The following is a 19,802-nucleotide window of genomic DNA, read 5'->3' as shown; positions in this document are numbered from 1 at the left end:
TAATTTTGTTCGTCAGTCCTGTGGGTTCCTATTCCGAAGGCTGCCCATGCTTTTGAGCACCCGGTCGGCCGGTCCGAAGAGCTCCGGCCGGGAAACCACGGTATTGCGCAGTGCGCGCACCGGGGTGCGCCGTGCCCGGTGACCGAGCGCCACCGGATGGTGACGTGTCACCCACCCTTCGGACACGCTGAGATCGCGTGTTTTCAGGGAATCCTTGTATTCCTTCTCGCCGCGCCCGAGATCGAGATAGTCCACACCCTGCGCGGCGGCCCCTTCCGCCATGCGCAGATGCAGCACAAGGCCGGGCGAGTATTTGGCATAGGCCGGGTCGTAGGCCGGGAACCAGCAGGCGAGCACCCGCTCCGAGCACAGTCCGAAATGCGCGGCGACCGGCCGGTCGCCCGCGTACACCACCGACAGCAGCCCCCGGCAGGAGGCGCCGCGGGTGTGGAAGAGCTGCTCCACCAGCCGGATGATCCACGGCCGGGCGAACCGGTCGCTGCGCCCGGTCCTGCGGTACTGCGCGGACTTCCAGCCGATCAGGGTGCGCAGCACGGCGGGATCGCGTTCGTCGTGCACATAGCGCACCTCGCCCACGTCCCGGCCCAGCTTGCGCTCCTTGGCCAGCGTGGTGCGGGTGAACCTCGGCGACCGGTCGCGCAGCCGGGCCAGATACGCCTCATAGCCCCGCTCCACATCGATCACGGGGGAGGGGAAGGAGCCACGGGCCCCCACCTCGAACGGCTTCTGCCCCTCCACCAGATGATCGAACTCCCAGACGGCCAGGGAACATGCGCGCAGCAGCTCCCGGGCGTCCCACTGGAACCCGGGCCGGTGCACCAGGCCCTGGGCGTCCGAGAGGCCGAGCCCGATCGCCCGCCCCACCCCGAGCCGGGTCCGCTGAAAAGGGAAGAAGGCCACCGGCTCCCCCTCCTCGCGGACCACCGCGATCCGCACCCCGCGTCTGCAGTGGCCGACGGCCAGCGTGAACTCCGGTGACAGAAAGGGGTTCGCCAGCTCCGGCGCGCCCAGCAGACGCGCCTGTGACTGCATGGCCGTCCACACCGTCCGGTCGGCCGCGGTCAGCTCTCCCGGGCGGTACACACCGATCTCCACGTATCTATTCCTGACTCTGGGTCATACGTCGTCGCCGCGTGAGGCGGGTGACCAGCGCCGGCACCAGGATCAGCAGGCTCAGGCACCCGACCGCCGCCACCCCGCCGCGCGCCGACCACAGCCGCAGCGCGAGCATCGCCTGCGCCACCAGCAGATCCAGCGCGAGCGCGCCCGCCACCGCCAGCACCGGGCGGATCAGCGCGTCCAGTCCGCGCAGCGCGCTGCCGATGGCCAGCGCGGGCGCGGCGAGCAGGAAGAACAGCGTGAACGGCGCCCGCAGCGGCGAGTGGACGTCGGCCAGCGCGAGTGCCGCGCCGATGGCCGCGATGCCGACCGCGGCGCCCGCGATCACCGGCAGCGAATCGCCACCCGCCGGTCTCTTGTCAGTGATGGTATGCATTGGCGTCTTTGCCCCCCGAAGCGCCGGATGCCGGGCTTCAATGTCGCGCAGTCGACGGATGCCGTCAAGGCGGAGAAAGTGTACGAACGGTCCATTGGTGGGTGCAGGGGTTGAGTGCCCATCAGGGCTGGTCGCGCCCTGTGCGCCGGTCGTGCGCCGGGGGAGTTGGGGCGGGCGTGGCGACTCATCCGTATTCCGTCCGACCTAGGGACGTATCGGCCGCGTATCGAAAGATTTTTGCCAACTACCCGCATAGATCGGCCTTTTACGCGGGATGACATATCCATGTCACACCGCTGAAAACGATCCCTGGCGGCGTGGCTGACGGTTTCGAACGCGATTGCCCTTTTGTCGGGCCATCGCGCCTCATATCGGCACAGCAGTGATCCTGCTAGGGAGATCGAATGAAACTGTCCAGACTCACGGCGACGATGGGTGCGTTCGTCGTCGGTGCCGTCCTCGCCCTCACCGGGGCCGGCGCAGCCCATGCCACCGAGAACAGCGCGGGCCCCGCCTATGTGGCGCTGGGCGACTCCTACTCATCCGGCCTCGGCTCGGGCAGCTACGACAGCGCCAGCGGGAGCTGTAAGCGCAGCAGCAAGGCGTACCCCGCGCTCTGGGCCGCCGCGCACGCCCCCTCGAGCTTCAACTTCACCGCCTGCTCCGGCGCCAAGACCGGCGATGTGCTCAACAACCAGCTCGGTCCGCTGGGCTCCGGCACCGGTCTCGTCTCCATCTCCATCGGCGGCAATGACGCGGGCTTCGCCGACATCATGACCACCTGCGTGCTGCAGTCCGAGTCCACCTGCGTCAACGCGGTCAACAGCGCCAAGACGTTCGTCCAGAACACCCTGCCCGGCAAGCTGGACCAGGTCTACAACGCCATCAGCGCCAAGGCCCCCTCCGCACATGTCGTCGTCCTCGGCTACCCGCGGTTCTACAAGCTGGGCGGCTCCTGCATCGTGGGGCTCAGCGAGACCGAGCGCGCCGCGATCAACAGCGGTGCCGATCTGCTCAACTCCGTCACCGCCAAGCGCGCCGCCGACCACGGCTTCAGCTTCGGCGACGTCACCACGACCTTCACCGGACATGAGATCTGCTCCGGCAACGCCTGGCTGAACAGCGTCACCTTCCCCATCGACGAGTCCTACCACCCCACCCCCGCCGGCCAGTCCGGTGGCTACCTCCCGGTCTTCAGCTCCGCCGCCTGACCGTCACCCGCCACCACACGCACAGGAGGAGGCCCCGGCCGTCGGGGCCTCCTCGCAGTCCGTGGTCACCGGGCACACCGGGCAACCCGGGCCGGCGCCATCTCAGCCGAGCGTGGTGGCCGCCCCCCTCAGCACCAGTCCACACCCCAGCGCGAGTACGACCGCGGCGGTTCCGACGGGCGAGGCGCGGCGCACCGCCCCCAGCAGCCGGTCGATCCGGCCCCCCGACCCCTTGCGGGCCGCCAGCCGCTCCGTGGCCCGCACGCCCAGGCGCACCGCGGCGAATCCGGCCAGCGTGAGCGTCAGCGCCAGCCCCAGCCCGTACGCCACCACCAGCACGAAGCCGAACCACGCCTGGCCCAGCGCGGCCGCGCCGACGAGCACGATGACGGCGGAGGGGCTGGGCACCATGCCCCCGGCGAAGCCGAGCAGCAGTGTGCCGCGCAGCGTGGGCCGCACCTCATGGGTGTGGGTGTGCCCGTCGCCGTGGTCGTGGGTGTGCGCGTGACCGTGCGCATGGCTGTGGTCGTGGCCGTGCGTGTGGTCATGACCGTGGTCGTGATCGTGGCCGTGGTGATGGGCGCGCGCCTGCCGGTGGCGGCGCAGCGCCTTACGGAGCAGCCCCGCCCCGGCCACCGCCACCAGTACGCCGCTCGCGATGCCCAGCCATGAGATCACCGACGGGGCGGCCGCCGAACCCGCCGTGACCAGCAGCCCCAGCGCGAACACCCCCAAGGTGTGCGTGACCGTCACCGACGCGCCCAACGCCAGCACATCGCGCAGCGCGCCGCGCCCGCCCGCCGCGGCGGCCGCCGCCATCATCGTCTTGCCGTGGCCGGGGGCCAGGGCGTGCATCGCACCCAGCAGTACGGCGGTGGCGAAGGCCGTAAGGGCGAAGCCGAGGGTGATGTCATGGCGCGCCACCATAGAGGTGAGCGCCTGCGTCCAGCGGTCCACACCGCGCGGCAGCACCGACGAGCCGATCGCGTCCTCCCGGCCGGACTCCACCGTGGCGGCGAGCGCGGGGCCGCCCGCTGTGACGCGCAGCGCGGCCGACCGCTGATCGGGCGGCGAGGAGAGCTGCCCCGCCGGATAGCGGGTCAGCCGCCGGGAGGCCGAGGTCCTGGGGACCTCGGCGTCGGTGAGTGTCATACGGTCGCCCTGCGCCGTCACCTCCCGCCAGCCGGGGCCCGTACCGATGTCCCGTGGGCGATACGCGACCGTCGCCCGTTCGCCGTGCCTCAGCGCGGCCGTCAGCCGGCACTCCACGCGCAGCGTCGGCAGCCCGGCCTGGCCGGGGCGCTGACGCGCCTGGGCGCGCCCGTCGCGTACGGGCACCCGGCGCCCGTCGACGGTCAGCCGCGCCCCCTCCGCCGCGCTCGCGCACCGCCGCGCCGCCCACGCGTCCAACTCCCGCCCGGACAGCGTGTCGTCCCCGTCGCGGTCGATCTCCGGCTTCGCCTGGGCGGAGGGGATCTCGGCGAGGTCCTCGACATGGTCGACCCGTAGCGTCCCGGGGGTGACCACCAGCCCGTCGTAACGGTTGACGGTGAAGTTGCCGAGCGGGTGCGCCTCGGCGCTGCCGGTGGGGAGCACCACCAGCGCGACGGCCGCCATCAGCACACCGGCGGCCGTCAGCCGCCGACGGGTGCGCCGCCCGGTGTTCTGGGTTTCGCCGGCGGGGCCTTGGGGGTGAGGCTCGGGCTGGGGAGCCTGGAGCGGGTCCCCGGTTTGGGAGGGCGCTGTCAGCCGCCGACGGGTGCGCCGCCCGGTGTTCTGGGTTTCGCCGGAGGGGCCTTGGGGGTGAGGCTCGGGCTGGGGAGCCTGGAGCGGGTCCCGGGTTTGGGAGGGCGCTGTCAGCCGCCGACGGGTGCGCCGCCCGGGGTTCTGGGTTTCGCCGGAGGGGTTGTGATGGCGCAGCTCCGGCCGGGGGGCCGGGGGCTTGTTCCCGGTTCGGGAAGGGGCGGGGTGGGGAAGACTCATCGAGCACCCCCCAGCGCCTTCAGCGCCGCCTTCGCCGCCCGCGCGCCGGTCGGGGAGAAGCCCGGGTTGAGGTCGAGTGCGGCCTTCAGGTGGCGGCGCGCCGAGGTGCCGTCGCCGAGGGACTTCTCGATGACGCCGCGGTGGTAGAGGAACGCCGCGTTGCGGTAGCCGGGCCCGACGGCGCGCTCGGCGTACTCCAGGGCCTTCTCGTCCTCGCCGTTGCGGTGCAGGGCCCAGGCCAGCGCGTCGGCGGTGTGCACGGTCCGCCGCCGGTCCCACTCGGCGCGGGCCGCCTTCAGCGCCTCCTTCACCTCGCCGTGGTCGGCCGCGACCAGCGCGCTGTCCAGGTCGGTGGCCACACCGTTGGCCCGGGCGAGCGTGATCCAGGTGTCGACCACCGCGTACTGCCCGCGCGCCTTGGAGCGGTCGCCCCGTGCCTCGTACGCCTCGCCCAGCGCCGCGAGCTCGGCGGGCAGCGGATAGCGCCGTACGACCGCCTCCAGATCGCGGATCCCCGCCTTCTGGCGCCCGTCCGCCACCGAGGTACGGCCGCGGCCCTCCAGCGCCGGGAGATAGCCGGGGACGGCGCGCAGCGCGGTGGCGTAGGCGCGCCGCGCGGTGTCGTACTCGCCCTGGTTCCACGCCAGTTGGCCGAGCGCCGTCGAGACGTAGGCGATATCGCTGGGCGAGGTGGCGGAGTCCTGCGCGCGGAGCAGCACCCGGCGCGCCCCGGCCGGGTCGCCGCGCAGTTCGAGGACGTAGCCGAGGCGGGTGAAGACGGGGATGCCGGGGCGCAGCGAGTCGGCCTTCTTGGCGGCCGTGTACGCGTCCTGGTAGCGGCCCAGCTCGACGAGGGCGTCCACCCGGACGGCCAGCGCCCCCTGGCTGTAGGAGTTCACCTTCAGGGCCCGGTCGGCGTCGCGGAGCGCACCCCGGAAGTCATGGCGGGCGGCGGCGAGCGAGGCACGCCCGGCGAGCGCCACGTCGTTGTCGCGCGGCTGGAGGGACAGGGACCGGGCGAACGCCTTCTCCGCCTGCGGATAGCGGGTGGGGTCGCCGCTGGTCCTGGCCTGTTCGACATAGGCCGCGCCGAGACCGGCCCAGCTCTCCGCGTCCTTTGGCTCGCCACGCAGATGGGTCTGCAGGGCGCCGATCTGCCGGGCGAGGCCGTCGCCGCTGAGCTGCTCGTACCGCGCGGCGTCCGGGCGCACCCCACGGGCGGCGTCCTGGCCGCCGCCGGACCCGCCCGGCCCGTCCGAGGCGCCGATCACGACCGAGGTGGCGGTCAGCCCGGCCGCGAGCGCGAACACCACGGCCGCGGTCCGCGCCGTATGGGGGAGGAATGGCCGAAGAGCCATGGTGACAGCTGCCTTTCGCATGAGCATGAGCATGAGCATGAGCACGAACGCGTGGCGGGACGGGCGAACGGAAGGGGACGGGCTAACGGAAGGGGCGGGGCGTGGGCGCGGCCGCCGCGCGGGTGTCGGCGGGGCCGCGCCCGGTGATACGGGCCCGAGGGCGCCCGTGGTTCAGTGCGCGCCCGTGGTTCAGTGCCGGCGCATGCGGGGAGCCCGCCGGCGCGACCGCATCCAGAGGAATCCGAGGCCCAGCAGCAGCACGGCCCCGCCACCGGCCGCCGCGGACCCGGCCAGCACCATGTTGTCGTCGGAGGAGGAGCCGATGCCCGAACCGCCGTTCAACAGCGACTGCCCGGCGCTCTTCTGGACGGCTTTGGCGTCCGAACCGGAGCTGGGCAGCGCCAGATACGGGAAGGAGCCGCCGAACTTCTGGTCGTTCGCGTCCACCGCGTCGCCCAGGTCGTTCTTCTTGCCGAGCAGTTCGCCCTCCATGGCCTGCAGCGCGATGTCCAGGACGTCGTCGGAGAGCCTGCGGCCGTTGGGGAAGCCCGCGTTGTCACCGTCCAGGACACCCAGCCGCTTGGGGCTGCCCGTGGGCGGGATGGAGGTGTTGAGCCGGAGCTCCTCGGCGGGGCGGACGTTCGGCGGCTGGTTGAGCTTGGGCACACCGGTCAGGAACGCCTGCACCAGGTCGTCGCGCGGGGTGTCCGGCGCCTTGATCTTGTAGATCTGCTCGATCAGCTTGGGGAGTTCGGGCTCCTGGACGAACTTCAGGAACTGCCCGTCGTCCCACGGCGCCGAGGCGTTGAACTTGTCCTTGTCCTTGCGCGGGATGACCACCTCGTTGACCAGCGGGCTGCCGAGCCGGGAGACCTGCGTCCAGTCGCCGTCGGAGGTCTGGCGGTGGGTGGTGGCCCATACGCCGATCACCGGCTGGTCCTTGGACTCGGTCAGCGCCGATGTCGGCACCTGAAGGGACATCGACTGGACGTTGTAGCCCTTGAGGGTGTCATTGCCGACCTCGGACATGTCCCCGCCGTACAGCAGGTCGAAGACGCGCAGATCGAGGAAGAACGGGTCGTCGGACTGACCGGCGAAGGCCGTCGAGCCCCCGCTGTAGCCGATCTTCCGCACCGCCTGGTCGCGGAGCTTCTGGTAGTCGGGCATGGACGCCTTGCCGACGTTCGACGGGGCGACCGGCAGATCGCTGCCGAGCTTGGCGCGGGCGACGGCCTTCTGATGCTTCAGCTTGATGACTTCGAGGTCGTATGTCTGGGTGAAGTTGAGGGTCGCGTCCTCGAGCGAGTTCACCGGGCCGGTGTTGTAGAGGAACGTGTCGCCGTTCTTGAGGTGGTCCTTGAAGGTCCACCGGAACAGCAGATCGCCCTGGCCGTCGCCGTTGTTGTCGACGTGCAGGTCGTAGCGGGCGTCATGGGCGAACTTGTAGAAGTTGGGGCCGCCCGCCGGGTCCTGGAACGGCAGCACATTGACGACCATGGTGGTCGTGTCCGGCTTGTCCGGGCTGACGAACGCGTAGACGTCCGTGGCGTCGTACTGCGGCTGACCGGAGATCAGCGGTGCCTCGCGGTGGCTCGAGGCCTGCGCCGTCCCGGGCTGCAGTACGGCCACACCGGCGGCCGTGAGCCCGCCGGCGGCCAGTGCGCAGCTGACCAGCGCGGCCAAGCTCTTGGTGATTGCGGTCATCCTGTAGGTCCTTCGCACGCTTGTCGGAGCAGTCCTTCAAGCGGCTATTCGGGCCTGGCGAACGAATGGATTGGTCGGCTCGGGAATTTGTTTGCGCGTGATAGGTATCGTCAACACCCTTGACGCGGTGGTGAATCCGGAACCTGGGATGCGTGGGTGACGGCTCGGGGAGGTAGGGTTACTCTGCCCGGGGCGGGTGCCCTCGTACGGGTGGGGAGTGTCATGGAGCAGATAACGGTACGGAGCAGGCCACGAGTGCCTGCGATCAATTGCGGAAGCGGTGCGTCCAGCGCGCGGCTCGAGCGCCATCTCGCGGTGATGGGCGGCCCTGCCGTCCCCCAGCGGGAGGCGGAGGGCGCGACGGTGCTGATGCAGGAGCTGATCGCGCGCGATCACACGCGTGCGAAGAACAGCCGGGGTGCGCGAGTGTCGCTGTTCGCGCCGCTGCGCCGGCTGCGCCGCACGTTGTTCGGCAACCACGGCTGACCCGGCCGGCCCGTAGGCGTCTTCGTTCGTCATCCCGGGCAGGCACGGGGTCAACCGGTTCGCTCCAGCCGGTGAGTCCGTGCTGTGATCCACCCCACGCCGCTGTCGCTGTGGGATGCCGACGAGAAGCCGCCCGGCCGGCCGTGCGGTCGTTGTGAGGCCGTGGACAGTGGGAGGCGCGCTCGGAGACGGGCGCGCCTTCCGTATGTAGCGGAGCCCCCAGAGCAGGGTGTGCTCAGAGCAGACGGGCTCAGAGCAGACGGGCTCAGAGCAGGCGGGCTCAGAGGAGGGCGAACTGCCCCTCCGGGCCCTCCTCATGGTGATCCAGTACGGACGCCGGGCGCCGGGCCGTTCCGGGCACCGGCAGCACCCCCGCCTCCCGCAGCTCCGCCGCATCGATCAGCGCGCCGTCCGCCAGCCGGTGGGCGAGGGCCCGCAGCTCCGGGCGCAGCTCGGCGAGCAGCGCCAGCACGGTGATCAGCTCCAGCAGCTCCGAGGTCCACGCGGGCGGCCAGCCCGCCGGGCCGATCGCCTCCAGCGTGCCCGGCTCCCGCGCGGCGGTGCGCTGCTCGAACCATGTCTCCAGGACCCGCACCCCGCCCGCCTGGAACTCCCATGCCGTCCGTGGCACCGGCGAGATACGGCCCTCGCCCAGCAGCAGGGCCTCCTCGTCCGGGTCGTAGCCCAGGGAGTCCGGCAGTCCGCTCGACGGAAGCGCGGCGCGAACGTAGGGGCGCTGGCCACCCGGCATGCGCGGGCGTTCACCACTGTGCGCCCCGCGCGTATGGAGCCACAGCGCACGGCGGCCCAGCTCCACGCCCGACTCCCACACCTCGGGGTCGGCGGTCAGGGGTACGGCGCACGGGGCGCCGCGCGCCGTGGCGGCGGTCCACGCCAGGAAGTCCTCGGCGGCCACCGGGCGGCCGAGCCGTGTGGCGAGGTGGTCCAGCAGCCCCGGTGCGAGATTGGGCTCCTGCCCGCCGGGGCGGCGGTAGAGCGGACGGATACGGCCGGGGCGGCCCGCGGGGGAGTGGCCGTCCGGCAGCAGCGCGGAGAAGCCGAGCACCGGGTCCGGGTCGGGTCCGGCGGCCTCGATGACATGGATCTGCCGGTCGTCCGCCACCCGCCACAGCTCGGGGCGGGCGGCGTCGATCAGGCGGTGATCCGGTATCAGCCAGAGCTGGTCGAAAGGGCCGTGCGCGATCCGCACCGGCTCGGGGCACGGGCCGTCCTCGCGTGCCAGGCGGGCGGTGGAGGTGGGCTGGCCGGGTAGCTGGGGTACGGAGCTGTGCAGCGTACGGGCGCGGGTCGGCCGGAACAGCTCGGCCCGCCCGGCCTCGTCTCCGGCTCCCGTCAGCCGTTCCCAGCGGGCCTGGAGCGAGGCGGGGTCCGGCGCCATGACCCACGTGCGGCCGAGCCGTAGTGGCCCGGCGGCCCACGGCATCAGGTCGCCCAGTGGTGGCGCGTCACGTTCTCCCACGGTCGGCATGCTATCGATCCTGCCGAGTGGGGGTGTCCGGCGGGTTTTTCCCCTCCCCGCCCCTTCCCACAACCGGGGCCCGGCCCCGGACCCCGCCGGGGCTCCGCCCCTGGACCCCGCTCCTCAATCGCCGGAGGGGCTGGAGTGCGTTGCCCGGGGCTCCGCCCTGGACCCTGCTCCTCAATCGCCGGAGGGGCTGAAATGCGTTGCCCGGGGCTCCGCCCCTGGACCCCGCTCCTCAATCGCCGGAGGGGCTGGAGAGACCCCTAGTCCGCCTCGACCGTGACCGAGAAGGAGAAGCGGTCGCCCCGGTAGTGGATGCGGGCCACATCTACCACGCGGCCGCTCTCGTCGTAGGTCACGCCCGTGTAGTGCAGGATCGGGCTGAGCAGGGGGACCTGTAGCAGGCGGGAGGTCTCGGGGTCGGCGAGGCGGGCCTCCACCGTGTCCGTGATCCGGCTGATCCGCACCCCCACCGCGTCCCGCAGCACCTTCGTCATCGGCCACCGGGTGAGGTCCACGAGGTCGATGCGGTCGGCCAGCTCGGGGCGGACCAGGTTCTCCGCCCAGTTGGTGGGCTCGCCGCTGTGGCCGTCGCGGCGCAGCCGGCGGTAGGCGGTCGCCTCGTCCAGGCCGGGGAAGTACTCCGCGAGCTCCGCCGGTACCGGCGCCGGGCCGTGCTCCAGCACCGTCGTGCGCTCACCCGACTGCTGGGCCACGATCGCGTCCACCGATCCCAGCAGCCGCACCGGCGCGCCGCGCCGCGCGCTCGGCTCGATGAAGGTGCCGCGGCGGCGGTGGCGGCTGATGAGCCCCTCCGTCTCCAGCTCCTTGAGCGCCTGCCGCATGGTGAGCACGCTGACCCCGTAGTGCTCGGCGAGCCGGTCCTCGGTCGGCAGCCGGAGCGGATCGTGCGGGGCCCGCCCGAGTATCGAGGCCCGCAGCGACTGCGAGACCTGGTACCAGAGCGGCAACTTGCGGTTGAGGGCGAGGGAGTCGGGGGCGAAGGTGGTCACGCGGTCTCCGGTCACGAGTCACGGCAGCGGCCGCACGGTGGCGGTCGACGGTGGCCTGCGACGCCGTTGGACACGCCGTTGAACGCGCCGTTCAACGGCGTCAGTGGCGGCGGTCAACCGCGGCGGCGGCATCGCGCCGTTCAACGGCGTCAGTGGCGGCGGTCAGGGGCGGAAATGGCGTTCCAGACCCTGCCATACGTCGTCATAGCGCCCCTGGAGATGGTCCGCCTCCAGCGCCTGCCGGGTGGCCGTGACCGGCCAGCGGGTCTCGAACATGAAGGCCAGCCCGTCGTCCAGCCGGTGCGGCGCCAGCTCGGCCGCGCTCGCCCGTTCGAAGGTCTCATGGTCCGGGCCGTGCGCGGACATCATGTTGTGCAGCGAGCCACCGCCCGGTACGAAGCCCCCCGCGCCGCCGGTCTTCGCGTCGTACGCGCCCTCGATCAGGCCCATGTACTCGCTCATCACATTGCGGTGGAAGTACGGCGGCCGGAAGGTGTCCTCCCCGACCAGCCAGCGCGGGGCGAAGACCACGAAGTCCACGCCCGCGAGCCCGGGGGTGTCGGAGGGCGAGGTGAGCACCGTGAAGATGGACGGGTCCGGGTGGTCGTAGCTGATGGTGCCGAGCACATTGAACCGGCGCAGGTCGTACACGTACGGCACATGGTTGCCGTGCCAGGCGACCACATCCAGCGGCGAGTGGTCGTAGGTGGCGGCCCACAGGTTGCCGCAGAACTTGTTGACCACCTCCACCGGGCGAGCCCCCTCCACGTCTTCGTACGCCGCGACCGGGGCGAGGAAGTCGCGGGGGTTCGCCAGCCCGTTGGCGCCGATCGGGCCGAGGTCGGGCAGGGTGAAGGGGCGGCCGTAGTTCTCGCACACATAGCCGCGCACGGACGGCTCCAGCGGCTCCACCCGGAACCGCACCCCGCGCGGGATCAGCGCCACATGCCCCGGCTCGGCGCGCAGCAGGCCGAACTCGGTGCGCAGCAGCAGCCCGCCCCGCTCGGGGACGATCAGCAGCTCACCGTCCGCGTCGCTGAACACCCGGTCGGTCATGGGCGCGTTGGCGGCGTAGAGGTGGATGGCCATCCCGGCGCGCTGGGTGGCGTCGCCGTTGCCGCCCAGCGTCCACAGCCCGCCGAGGAAGTCGGTGCCGGACGGCGGCTCCGGCAGCGGGTCCCAGCGCAGCCGGTTGGGGTCGGGCACGGCCTCGGTGAAGGGCGCGCCGCGCAGCGCGCCGCCCGCGATCCGGGTGAACGGCGGATGCGCGGCGGACGGCCGGATGCGGTACAGCCAGGAGCGCCGGTTGGTGGCGCGCGGCTCGGTGAAGGCGGTGCCGCTCAGCTGCTCCGCGTAGAGCCCGAGGGGCGCGCGCTGGGGCGAGTTGCGGCCGATGGGCAGTGCCCCGGGCACGGCCTCGCTGCTGTGCTCATTGCCGAAGCCGGAGGCGTACGCCAGCCCTTCGGCCGTCTTCCGCGCCTGCTCGATCCCCTGCTCCATGCCCGTGCCATCGCCCATCGCGCGCTCCCACCGCTCCGCCGCACCGCTGGATTCCTCTGTCAGACGATAGGAATCGAAGCCCGGGTGAGTCAATGATCGGGCAGGATGGGGGCGTGCCCATACCGCCCCTCCGCCGTCAGCCGGTCCAGCGCCGCAGCGCCGAGCGCCTCGGCCGGATCCTCGACGCCTGCGCCGAGCTGCTCGACGAGATCAGCTACGAAGAGCTGAGCACCCGGGCCGTCGCCGAGCGCGCCAATGTCCCCATCGGCTCGGTCTACCGCTTCTTCTCCAACAAGCGGGCGATGGCCGAGGCCCTGGCCCACCGCAATCTGGACGAGTACGCGGCGCGGATCACCCGGCGGCTGGCCGCCTCGGAGTCCGGACCGGACAACGGGCCGGGCTCCGGGCCGAACGGGGGCGGCGGCTGGCGGGAGGCGATGGACGTCGTCGTCGACGAGTATCTGGCGATGAAGCGCGGGGCGCCCGGGTTCGCGCTCATCGAGTTCGGGAATCCGGTCCCCGCCACCGCACAGCCGCAGCAGCCCAACCATCTGGTCGCCGACCGGCTGCGGATGCTGCTCGCCGACCGGCTCGCCGGCGGCGCCCCCGCGGGGGTCGGTGACACCGCCGGGGACGAGGCGGCCGAGGAGCGGCTGCGGGTGGCCTTCCTGATCGCGGTCGAGACGGCGGACGCGCTGCTGCGGCTGGCGTTCCGGGTGGATCCGGAGGGCGATCCGGCGATCGTGGCGGAGACGAAGGAGCTGCTCCGCGCCTATCTGGCCCGGGTTCTGGACTGATCCGGGGACCCCGGCACCTCCCGTCCCTCCTCGGTACTTCCCGTCGACATCTCCCCGACATGCCTACCAGTCGGTATGGTGGCCGGGTCCGGCGCGTCATCGCGGCCTCGCCGCCGTCCCTGGGAGAGACCGATGAGCAGCACTGCCCTGCGTATCTGCCCGCTCTGCGAGGCCACTTGCGGGCTGACCCTCACTATCGACGAGGGGAGGGTGACCGGGGCGCGCGGCGATCGCGAGGACATCTTCAGCCGCGGCTTCATCTGCCCCAAGGGCGCCGCGATCGGCGAGCTCGACGCCGACCCCGACCGACTGCGGCGCCCCCTGGTGCGCCGCGCCGGGCGCCTCGAGGAGGCCAGTTGGGACGAGGCGTTCGCCGCCGTGCGGGAGGGGCTGGCCCCGCTGCTGGCCGAGGACGGACCGCAGTCCGTGGGGGTCGTGCTCGGCAACCCCAACGTCCACACCGTGGCCGGAGGGCTCTATCCGCAGCTGCTGCTCGGCGCGCTGCGCACCCGGAACGTCTTCAGCGCCAGCACCCTCGACCAGATGCCCAAGCATGTCTCCAGCGGACTGCTGTACGGCGACGCCAACGCCATTCCGGTGCCCGATCTGGACCGTACGGACCATCTGCTGATGCTCGGCGCCAACCCGCTGGACTCGAACGGCAGTCTGTGCACCGCCCCCGACTTCCCCGGGCGGCTGCGGGCGCTGCGGCGGCGCGGCGGGCGGCTGGTGGTGGTCGACCCCCGGCGCACCCGGACCGCCAAGCTGGCCGACCGCCATGTGGCGATCCGGCCCGGCACCGATGCCCTGCTGCTCTTCGCCATGGTGCAGGTGCTGTTCGCCGAGGACCTGGTGGCACCGGGCCCGCTCGCCGAGCACCTCAGCGGAGTGGCGGAGGTGCGGCGGCTGGCCGCGGACTTCCCGCCGGAGGCGGTGGCCGAGGCGTGTGATGTGCCCGCCGAGGAGATCCGCACCCTCGTCCGTGAGCTGGCCGCCGCGTCCAAGGGCGTGGTGTACGGGCGGGTCGGCTCCACCACCGTCGAGTTCGGCACCCTCACGAGCTGGCTGGTCGATGTGGTCAACGTGCTCATCGGCCAGCTCGACCGGCCCGGCGGCATGATGTTCCCGCTCGCCGCCACGGGCCGGCGGGAGCGCCCGGCGCGGGCCGGGCGGGGGTTCGCGCTCGGCCGCTGGCACAGCCGGGTCAGCGGATACCCCGAGGCCAAGGGCGAACTGCCGACCGTCGCGCTCGCCGAGGAGATCGAGACCCCGGGCGAGGGGCGGATCCGGGCGGTGCTGGCGCTCGCGGCCAACCCCGTGCTCTCCGCACCGGACGGCGACCGCCTCGACCGGGCGCTGGCCGGGCTCGACTTCATGGTCAGCGTCGATCCGTACCTCAACGAGACCTCGCGCCACGCCCATGTGGTGCTGCCCCCGCCGCCGCCCAGCCGCAGCCCCCACTTCGACTACGCCTTCAACAGCCTGTCCGTGCGCAACCAGGTCCGCTACACCCGCCCGGCGATCCCGCTGGAGGCGGACCGGCTGAGCGAGAGTGCCATCCTGGCGCGGCTGGTGCTGTGCGTGAGCGGGCACGGCGGCGACGATCCCGCAGTGGTGGACGCGATGGCGATCGAGGGGACGCTCGGCAAGGAGGTCGCCGACCCGGCGTCCCCGGTGTACGGACGCGAGCCCGCCGAGCTGGCCGCGCGGCTGACCGGGGTGGACGGCCCCGAGCGGCGGCTGGACATGATGCTGCGGCTGGGCCCGTACGGCGAGGGGTTCGGCGCCGACCCCGACGGGCTGAGCCTGGAGAAGCTGCTCGCCCATCCGCACGGCATCGACCTCGGCCCGCTGCACCCGCGCGTCCCCGGGCTGCTCAGGACCCGCAGCGGCACGGTGGAGCTGTGCCCGGAGCCGCTGGCCGCCGACGTGGGGCGGCTGCGCCGGTCGCTGGCCGACCGGCCCTCGGGGCTGCTGCTGGTCGGCCGCCGCCATCTGCGCTCCAACAACAGCTGGATGCACAACGTCCCGGCCCTGATGGGCGGCACCAACCGCTGCACGCTCCAGGTGCACCCCGAGGACGCCACCCGGCTGGGCCTGGCCGACGGCGGCCTGGCCCGGGTCAAGGGCGACGGTGGGGAGCTGGAGGTGCCGGTCGAGGTGACGGACGCGGTACGGGCCGGAGTGGTGAGCCTGCCGCACGGCTGGGGCCACGCCCGGGCCGGTGTCCGGCTGTCCGTGGCCGGGGCCAGCCCCGGGGTCAATGTCAACCAGCTCTTCGACGGCTCACGGCTGGATCCGCTCTCGGGCACGGCGGTGCTCAATGCCCACCCCGTGCACGTTTCGCCCTCGCTATAGCACTGACCTGGGGTTTTGCGCTTATTGCTCACGCGTCAAGACCTTGTTAACGGAAAGTTGCCGCACCTAACGTCACCTCGACCGCCAAAACTGGGGGAGTTCAAAGGCGAACGTGAGGTAGCCAAACCATGCTGACCATCCTCGGCTTCGTCATGATCGCGACATTCCTTGTCCTGATCATGATGAAGAAGATGTCCCCGATGGGCGCCCTGGTGCTCATCCCCGCGCTGTTCTGTGTGCTTGTCGGGAAGGGGGCGCACCTCGGGGACTACGTCCTCAAGGGGGTCGGCGAGCTGGCCCCCACGGCCGCCATGCTGATGTTCGCCATCATCTACTTCGGGGTGATGATCGACGTCGGCCTCTTCGACCCGATCGTCCGGGTCATCCTGCGGTTCTGCAAGGCGGACCCGATGCGGGTGGTGGTCGGCACCGCGATCCTCGCGGCGATCGTCTCGCTCGACGGCGACGGCTCCACCACCTTCATGATCACCGTGTCGGCGATGGTGCCGCTCTACCGGCGGCTGAAGATGAGCCTGGTGGTGATGACCGGTGTCGCGGCCATGGCCAACGGCGTGATGAACACGCTGCCCTGGGGCGGCCCCACCGCCCGCGCCGCCGCCGCGCTCAAAGTCGACGCCAGCGACATTTTCGTGCCGATGATCCCGGCCCTCGCCGCCGGTCTGCTCTTCGTGATCGCCCTCTCTTACGGCCTCGGTCTGCGGGAGCGCAAGCGGCTCGGCGTGCTGACGCTGGACGAGGTCACCGTGGGCGACCCCGAGCAGGTGCTGGTCGGCGCGGGCTCCGGCGGCAAGGAAGCCAAGGGCGGCAAGGCCGCCATGACCGGCGGCGCGGGCTCCGGCACCGACGCGGCGGCCCCGTCCCCGAACGGCTCCGGCACCTCGGACGCCTCCGACTCCTCGGACGACGAGTTCAAGGGCCTCGACCCGAACCGCGCCACCCTGCGCCCCAAGCTCTACTGGTTCAACGCGGCCCTCACCATCGCTCTCCTCGCCCTGATGGTGACCGAGACCATGCCGATCCCGGTCCTCTTCCTGCTCGCCGCGGCCGTCGCGCTCACCGTCAACTTCCCGCAGATGAAAGACCAGAAGGCCCGCGTCGCCGCACACGCCGAGAACGTCGTCAACGTCTCCGGAATGGTCTTCGCCGCCGCCGTCTTCACCGGCGTCCTCACCGGCACCGGCATGGTCGAGCACATGGCCCGCTGGCTGGTCGACGGCGTCCCCGAGGGCATGGGCCCGCAGATGGGCATCGTCACCGGAGTGCTGTCCATCCCGCTCACCTACTTCATGTCCAACGACGGCTTCTACTTCGGCATCGTGCCGATCCTCGCCGAGGCCGGAGCCGCCCACGGGGTCTCCGCGCTGGAGATCGCCCGCGCCTCGCTCGTCGGACAGGCCCTGCACATGTCGAGCCCGCTGGTCCCCGCGGTCTACGTGCTCGTCGGCATGGCCAAGGTCGAATTCGGCGACCACACCCGGTTCACCGTGAAATGGGCGGTGCTCACCTCCCTGGTGGTGCTCGGCGCCGGTCTCCTCTTCGGCATCATCTGACCCGTGAAGAGTTCAGAGCCCGGTAGGGGCTGGTTGCTGCGCCTGGTCATCGCCTTCTCGTTCACCCAGGGGGCGGTGAGCATGGCGCGGCCCGCCGTCTCCTACCGGGCCCTCGCGCTCGGCGCCGACGCCCGGGCGGTCGGTGTGATCGCCGGTATCTACGCCCTGCTGCCGCTGTTCGCCGCCGTACCGCTGGGGCGGCGCACCGACCACGGCCGGTGCGCCCCGCTGCTGCCCATCGGGGTCGCCCTCATCGCCACCGGCTGCACGTTCAGCGGCACGGCCGGATCGCTGCCCGCGATGGCCGCGTGGAGCGGGGTGATGGGGCTCGGCCATCTGTCGTTCGTCATCGGCGCCCAGTCCATCGTGGCCCGCCAGAGCGCCCCCGACGAACAGGACCGCAACTTCGGCCACTTCACCATTGGCGCCTCGCTCGGCCAGCTCATCGGGCCCATCGCGGCCGGTCTGGTGGTCTCCGAACACGACGGGGCGATGGCCCGCACCAGCGCCGTCGCGCTCTTCGTCTCCGCCGCCCTCGCCGCGTTCTCCTGCACCTCGCTGTGGCGCATCGAGCGCCGCCCGGCCGGGACGGCGGCGACGCCCGCCAAGGAGGCCCCCGCCCGGAAGGTGTCCGTACGGTCCATCCTGACCACCCGCGGGGTCGCCTCCGGAATGTTCATCAGCCTCGCCGTGCTCTCCGCCACCGACATCCTCACCGCCTATCTGCCGGTCGTCGGCGAACAGCGCGGTATCTCGCCCGCGGTCGTCGGGGTGCTGCTCAGCCTGCGCGCCGCCGCCACCGTGGCCTGCCGGCTCGCCATGACCCCGATGATCCGGCTGATGGGCCGCACCGTGCTGATGGCCGTGAGCTGCCTGGGAGCCGCGCTGCTGTGCGCGGGCATCGCCCTGCCGGTGCCCGCCTGGGCGCTCGGGGTGCTGCTGGCCGGGCTCGGCTTCTGCCTCGGCGTCGGACAGCCGCTGTCGATGACGACCGTCGTCCAGGCCGCCCCCGAGGGGGCGCGCAGCACGGCCCTCGCGCTGCGGCTGACCGGCAACCGGCTCGGCCAGGTCGCCGCGCCCGCCTCCGCCGGTGTGCTCGCGGGGGTCGCGGGCACGGCCGCCCCGTTCGTCATGCTGGGCGGGCTGCTCCTGATATCGGCGGGCATAGCCGTCCGGCCGCTGCGCGGGCGCCCGGCCACCGATCCCGGCGAGGCCCGGCCCGCGCCCGGGGAGCGACGTACGGAAGGCACTTCCGCCTCGCGGAGCGCGGGGCACCCACCCCGATGAGACGGCGGTGGGATGACGGTGAGCCGCGTCAGGGCCGCTCGCCGTCGACCATGCCCAGCCACGGCTCACAGGCCTTCCCGAACGGCTCGGCGCGCCCGCCGACCGCGTCCATCAGCCACTGCGCCGCCGCCTCGGCCTCCGCTATGACATCCGCCGGATAGCCGTACCGCACCTGGTGCTCGGCGAACTCGTCCTCGTCGTCCAGCAGGGTCCTGCCGTCCCGCTTGCGGATCACATCGAGGTCCAGGTCCACCATCGTGACTTCGTGGGAGGAGACCCACTTCGGAGGCGAGGCGATATCGCAGTAGATCTCGGTGTCCCGGGGCGGGGCGTTGAACGTCGCGGTCCACCACGCCTCGCGCGGGAAGAGGATCACATGCGCGCAGGCGATCGGCACCATCGGGCCGTATCCCTTGCGCATGAACGTCCCGCCGGGCAGCCCCAGCCAGACGCCGTGGTCGTCCTCGCCCAGCCTGCGCATCCGCAGGTTCCAGTGCAAAGTGCCGTCGTACTTGGTGTAGTTCACGGATACGAGATCGGCCATGAGCCGATCCTAAGCGGTGCCGCAGGGGCGTGACGCCTACCATCGGTGCAATGGAGACCCCCGTATCACCGTCGAAGACCTCCGGAGAGGGGCCGCGGGACAGGCCGGTGCCGGATGCGGGGAGCGAGGACTTCCTCGTCCACCGTGAACTGCTCTTCTCCATCGTCTACAACATGCTCGGCACGGTCACCGACACCGAGGACGTGGTCCAGGAGACCTGGCTGTCCTGGGCCGCGGTCCAGAACAAGGAGATCGCCCACCCCCGGGCCTATCTGGTGCGGATCGCCGTCAACCACGCGCTCACCCAGATGCGCCGCGCCCGCCGGAGCCGGGAGAGCTATATCGGCCCCTGGCTGCCCGAGCCCGTGCTGACCGAACCGGACACCCCCGACACCGCGATCCGCACCGAATCGGTGTCCCTGGCGATGCTGGTGGTCCTGGAGACCCTGACCCCCTTGCAGCGCGCGGTGTTCGTGCTGCGCGAGGCGTTCGCCTACGACCATGCGGAGATCGCCGCGATCCTGGGCCGCAGCTCCGCCGCCGTCCGTCAGCTCGCCCACCGCGCCAAGGAGCGCGTCGAGGCCCGGCGGCCGCGCTATGACCTCGACCGCGGGACCCAGCGGATCGTCACCGAGCGGTTCCTCGACGCGGCGCTCGGCGGCGACCTCGACGCCCTGATGGACGTCCTGGCCCCGGAGGTGGTCATGTGGAGCGACGGCGGGGGCAAGCGCCGTGCCGCCCTCCGCGCGGTCGAGGGCCGGGAGAAGGTGGCCCGCCTGGTGGCCGCCGTCAGCGCTCAACTGCCCACCTTCGCCCTGCGGCCGGTGCAGCTCAACGGGGGCCCGGGGGTGGTCCTGTTCGTCGGCGGGACGCTCTACGCGGCCGCCGCGCTCGACCCCGCGCCGGGCGGCGACCGGGTGCGCGGCATCTACGGTCTGGTCAACCCGGACAAGCTGGCCAAACTCGCCGAGGCCGTCCGGCCCGGCTGAAA

Annotated in this window: 16 protein-coding genes; 7 read left to right on the top strand and 9 right to left on the bottom strand. The window is 72.1% G+C overall.

Going from position 1 to position 19,802, the window contains the following annotated elements; genetic code table 11:
• Positions 1-12: 12 nt before the first annotated feature.
• Together BLV72_RS05390 and BLV72_RS05385 are read right to left on the bottom strand one after the other, a co-directional pair.
• Positions 13-1,116, bottom strand: a complete 1,104-nt coding sequence (locus BLV72_RS05390; RefSeq protein ID WP_093460631.1) for a GNAT family N-acetyltransferase — start codon at positions 1,114-1,116, stop codon at positions 13-15.
• 4 nt (positions 1,117-1,120) lie between these two features.
• Entirely contained in the window at positions 1,121-1,516 is a 396-nt protein-coding gene (locus BLV72_RS05385) for a hypothetical protein (protein WP_093460629.1), read from the bottom strand.
• A 404-nt stretch (positions 1,517-1,920) separates the two neighbouring features.
• Here BLV72_RS05385 and BLV72_RS05380 point away from each other — a divergent pair, with 404 nt between their 5' ends.
• Positions 1,921-2,727, top strand: coding sequence for an SGNH/GDSL hydrolase family protein (locus BLV72_RS05380; protein WP_093460628.1), 807 nt, complete (start codon positions 1,921-1,923; stop codon positions 2,725-2,727).
• A 102-nt stretch (positions 2,728-2,829) separates the two neighbouring features.
• Here the strand turns inward: BLV72_RS05380 and BLV72_RS05375 are convergent, their stop codons facing one another.
• The 3 genes from BLV72_RS05375 to BLV72_RS05365 all read right to left on the bottom strand — a co-directional run bounded on the left by BLV72_RS05375 (position 2,830) and on the right by BLV72_RS05365 (position 7,772).
• Positions 2,830-4,344 carry an urease accessory protein UreH domain-containing protein gene (locus tag BLV72_RS05375; protein WP_093470173.1) on the bottom strand — a complete coding sequence of 505 codons (1,515 nt, stop codon included), beginning with the start codon at positions 4,342-4,344 and terminating at the stop codon, positions 2,830-2,832.
• A gap of 362 nt (positions 4,345-4,706) precedes the next feature.
• Positions 4,707-6,089 carry a tetratricopeptide repeat protein gene (locus BLV72_RS05370; protein ID WP_244320668.1) on the bottom strand — a complete coding sequence of 461 codons (1,383 nt, stop codon included), beginning with the start codon at positions 6,087-6,089 and terminating at the stop codon, positions 4,707-4,709.
• A gap of 168 nt (positions 6,090-6,257) precedes the next feature.
• Positions 6,258-7,772, bottom strand: coding sequence for a DUF4331 domain-containing protein (locus BLV72_RS05365; protein WP_093460625.1), 1,515 nt, complete (start codon positions 7,770-7,772; stop codon positions 6,258-6,260).
• A gap of 222 nt (positions 7,773-7,994) precedes the next feature.
• On the opposite strand from BLV72_RS05365, the gene BLV72_RS05360 reads away from it, so the two are divergent.
• Positions 7,995-8,258 carry a hypothetical protein gene (locus BLV72_RS05360; protein WP_093460623.1) on the top strand — a complete coding sequence of 88 codons (264 nt, stop codon included), beginning with the start codon at positions 7,995-7,997 and terminating at the stop codon, positions 8,256-8,258.
• A gap of 280 nt (positions 8,259-8,538) precedes the next feature.
• Here BLV72_RS05360 and BLV72_RS05355 read toward each other — a convergent pair whose 3' ends face one another.
• From BLV72_RS05355 to hmgA, 3 genes are all read right to left on the bottom strand, one after another.
• Positions 8,539-9,747 carry a type ISP restriction/modification enzyme gene (locus BLV72_RS05355; RefSeq protein ID WP_093460622.1) on the bottom strand — a complete coding sequence of 403 codons (1,209 nt, stop codon included), beginning with the start codon at positions 9,745-9,747 and terminating at the stop codon, positions 8,539-8,541.
• Positions 9,748-10,004: 257 nt separating this feature from the next.
• The gene (locus BLV72_RS05350; RefSeq protein WP_093460620.1) at positions 10,005-10,754 is read right to left on the bottom strand and encodes a GntR family transcriptional regulator; all 750 of its coding nucleotides are present in this window, start codon (positions 10,752-10,754) and stop codon (positions 10,005-10,007) included.
• Between the two features lie 162 nt (positions 10,755-10,916).
• A complete protein-coding gene (gene hmgA / locus BLV72_RS05345; RefSeq protein WP_208905547.1) occupies positions 10,917-12,272 on the bottom strand; it encodes a homogentisate 1,2-dioxygenase in 1,356 nt (451 codons plus the stop codon).
• 74 nt (positions 12,273-12,346) lie between these two features.
• Here hmgA and BLV72_RS05340 point away from each other — a divergent pair, with 74 nt between their 5' ends.
• From BLV72_RS05340 to BLV72_RS05325, 4 genes are all read left to right on the top strand, one after another.
• Complete coding sequence (locus BLV72_RS05340) at positions 12,347-13,051, top strand: TetR/AcrR family transcriptional regulator (protein ID WP_093460619.1); 705 nt, start codon at positions 12,347-12,349, stop codon at positions 13,049-13,051.
• Between the two features lie 132 nt (positions 13,052-13,183).
• On the top strand, positions 13,184-15,409 hold the full coding sequence (locus BLV72_RS05335; protein WP_093460617.1) for a molybdopterin-dependent oxidoreductase: 2,226 nt from the start codon (positions 13,184-13,186) through the stop codon (positions 15,407-15,409).
• A gap of 128 nt (positions 15,410-15,537) precedes the next feature.
• On the top strand, positions 15,538-16,980 hold the full coding sequence (locus BLV72_RS05330) for a CitMHS family transporter (protein ID WP_093460616.1): 1,443 nt from the start codon (positions 15,538-15,540) through the stop codon (positions 16,978-16,980).
• Between the two features lie 3 nt (positions 16,981-16,983).
• Complete coding sequence (locus BLV72_RS05325) at positions 16,984-18,267, top strand: MFS transporter (RefSeq protein ID WP_093460614.1); 1,284 nt, start codon at positions 16,984-16,986, stop codon at positions 18,265-18,267.
• A gap of 28 nt (positions 18,268-18,295) precedes the next feature.
• Here the strand turns inward: BLV72_RS05325 and BLV72_RS05320 are convergent, their stop codons facing one another.
• The gene (locus tag BLV72_RS05320) at positions 18,296-18,811 is read right to left on the bottom strand and encodes a DUF402 domain-containing protein (RefSeq protein WP_093460613.1); all 516 of its coding nucleotides are present in this window, start codon (positions 18,809-18,811) and stop codon (positions 18,296-18,298) included.
• 50 nt (positions 18,812-18,861) lie between these two features.
• Between BLV72_RS05320 and sigJ the strand changes: the two genes are divergently transcribed.
• A complete protein-coding gene (gene sigJ / locus BLV72_RS05315; protein ID WP_093460611.1) occupies positions 18,862-19,800 on the top strand; it encodes an RNA polymerase sigma factor SigJ in 939 nt (312 codons plus the stop codon).
• Positions 19,801-19,802: the final 2 nt, after the last annotated feature.

This window comes from Streptomyces melanosporofaciens (assembly GCF_900105695.1).
Classification (GTDB): Bacteria; Actinomycetota; Actinomycetes; order Streptomycetales; family Streptomycetaceae; genus Streptomyces; species Streptomyces antimycoticus.
Note: the sequence above shows the minus strand (reverse complement) of the source record. Positions and strands in the feature narration are given on the sequence as shown.

Coding starts and splice junctions, on each gene's coding strand:
- sigJ (WP_093460611.1), top strand. CDS start 18,862: ATGGAGACCCCCGTATCACCGTCGAAGACCTCCGGAGAGGGGCCGCGG.
- BLV72_RS05380 (WP_093460628.1), top strand. CDS start 1,921: ATGAAACTGTCCAGACTCACGGCGACGATGGGTGCGTTCGTCGTCGGT.
- BLV72_RS05365 (WP_093460625.1), bottom strand. CDS start 7,772: ATGACCGCAATCACCAAGAGCTTGGCCGCGCTGGTCAGCTGCGCACTG.
- BLV72_RS05370 (WP_244320668.1), bottom strand. CDS start 6,089: ATGCGAAAGGCAGCTGTCACCATGGCTCTTCGGCCATTCCTCCCCCAT.
- BLV72_RS05360 (WP_093460623.1), top strand. CDS start 7,995: ATGGAGCAGATAACGGTACGGAGCAGGCCACGAGTGCCTGCGATCAAT.
- BLV72_RS05330 (WP_093460616.1), top strand. CDS start 15,538: ATGCTGACCATCCTCGGCTTCGTCATGATCGCGACATTCCTTGTCCTG.
- BLV72_RS05355 (WP_093460622.1), bottom strand. CDS start 9,747: ATGCCGACCGTGGGAGAACGTGACGCGCCACCACTGGGCGACCTGATG.
- hmgA (WP_208905547.1), bottom strand. CDS start 12,272: ATGGGCGATGGCACGGGCATGGAGCAGGGGATCGAGCAGGCGCGGAAG.
- BLV72_RS05385 (WP_093460629.1), bottom strand. CDS start 1,516: ATGCATACCATCACTGACAAGAGACCGGCGGGTGGCGATTCGCTGCCG.
- BLV72_RS05375 (WP_093470173.1), bottom strand. CDS start 4,344: ATGGCGGCCGTCGCGCTGGTGGTGCTCCCCACCGGCAGCGCCGAGGCG.
- BLV72_RS05335 (WP_093460617.1), top strand. CDS start 13,184: ATGAGCAGCACTGCCCTGCGTATCTGCCCGCTCTGCGAGGCCACTTGC.
- BLV72_RS05340 (WP_093460619.1), top strand. CDS start 12,347: ATGATCGGGCAGGATGGGGGCGTGCCCATACCGCCCCTCCGCCGTCAG.
- BLV72_RS05320 (WP_093460613.1), bottom strand. CDS start 18,811: ATGGCCGATCTCGTATCCGTGAACTACACCAAGTACGACGGCACTTTG.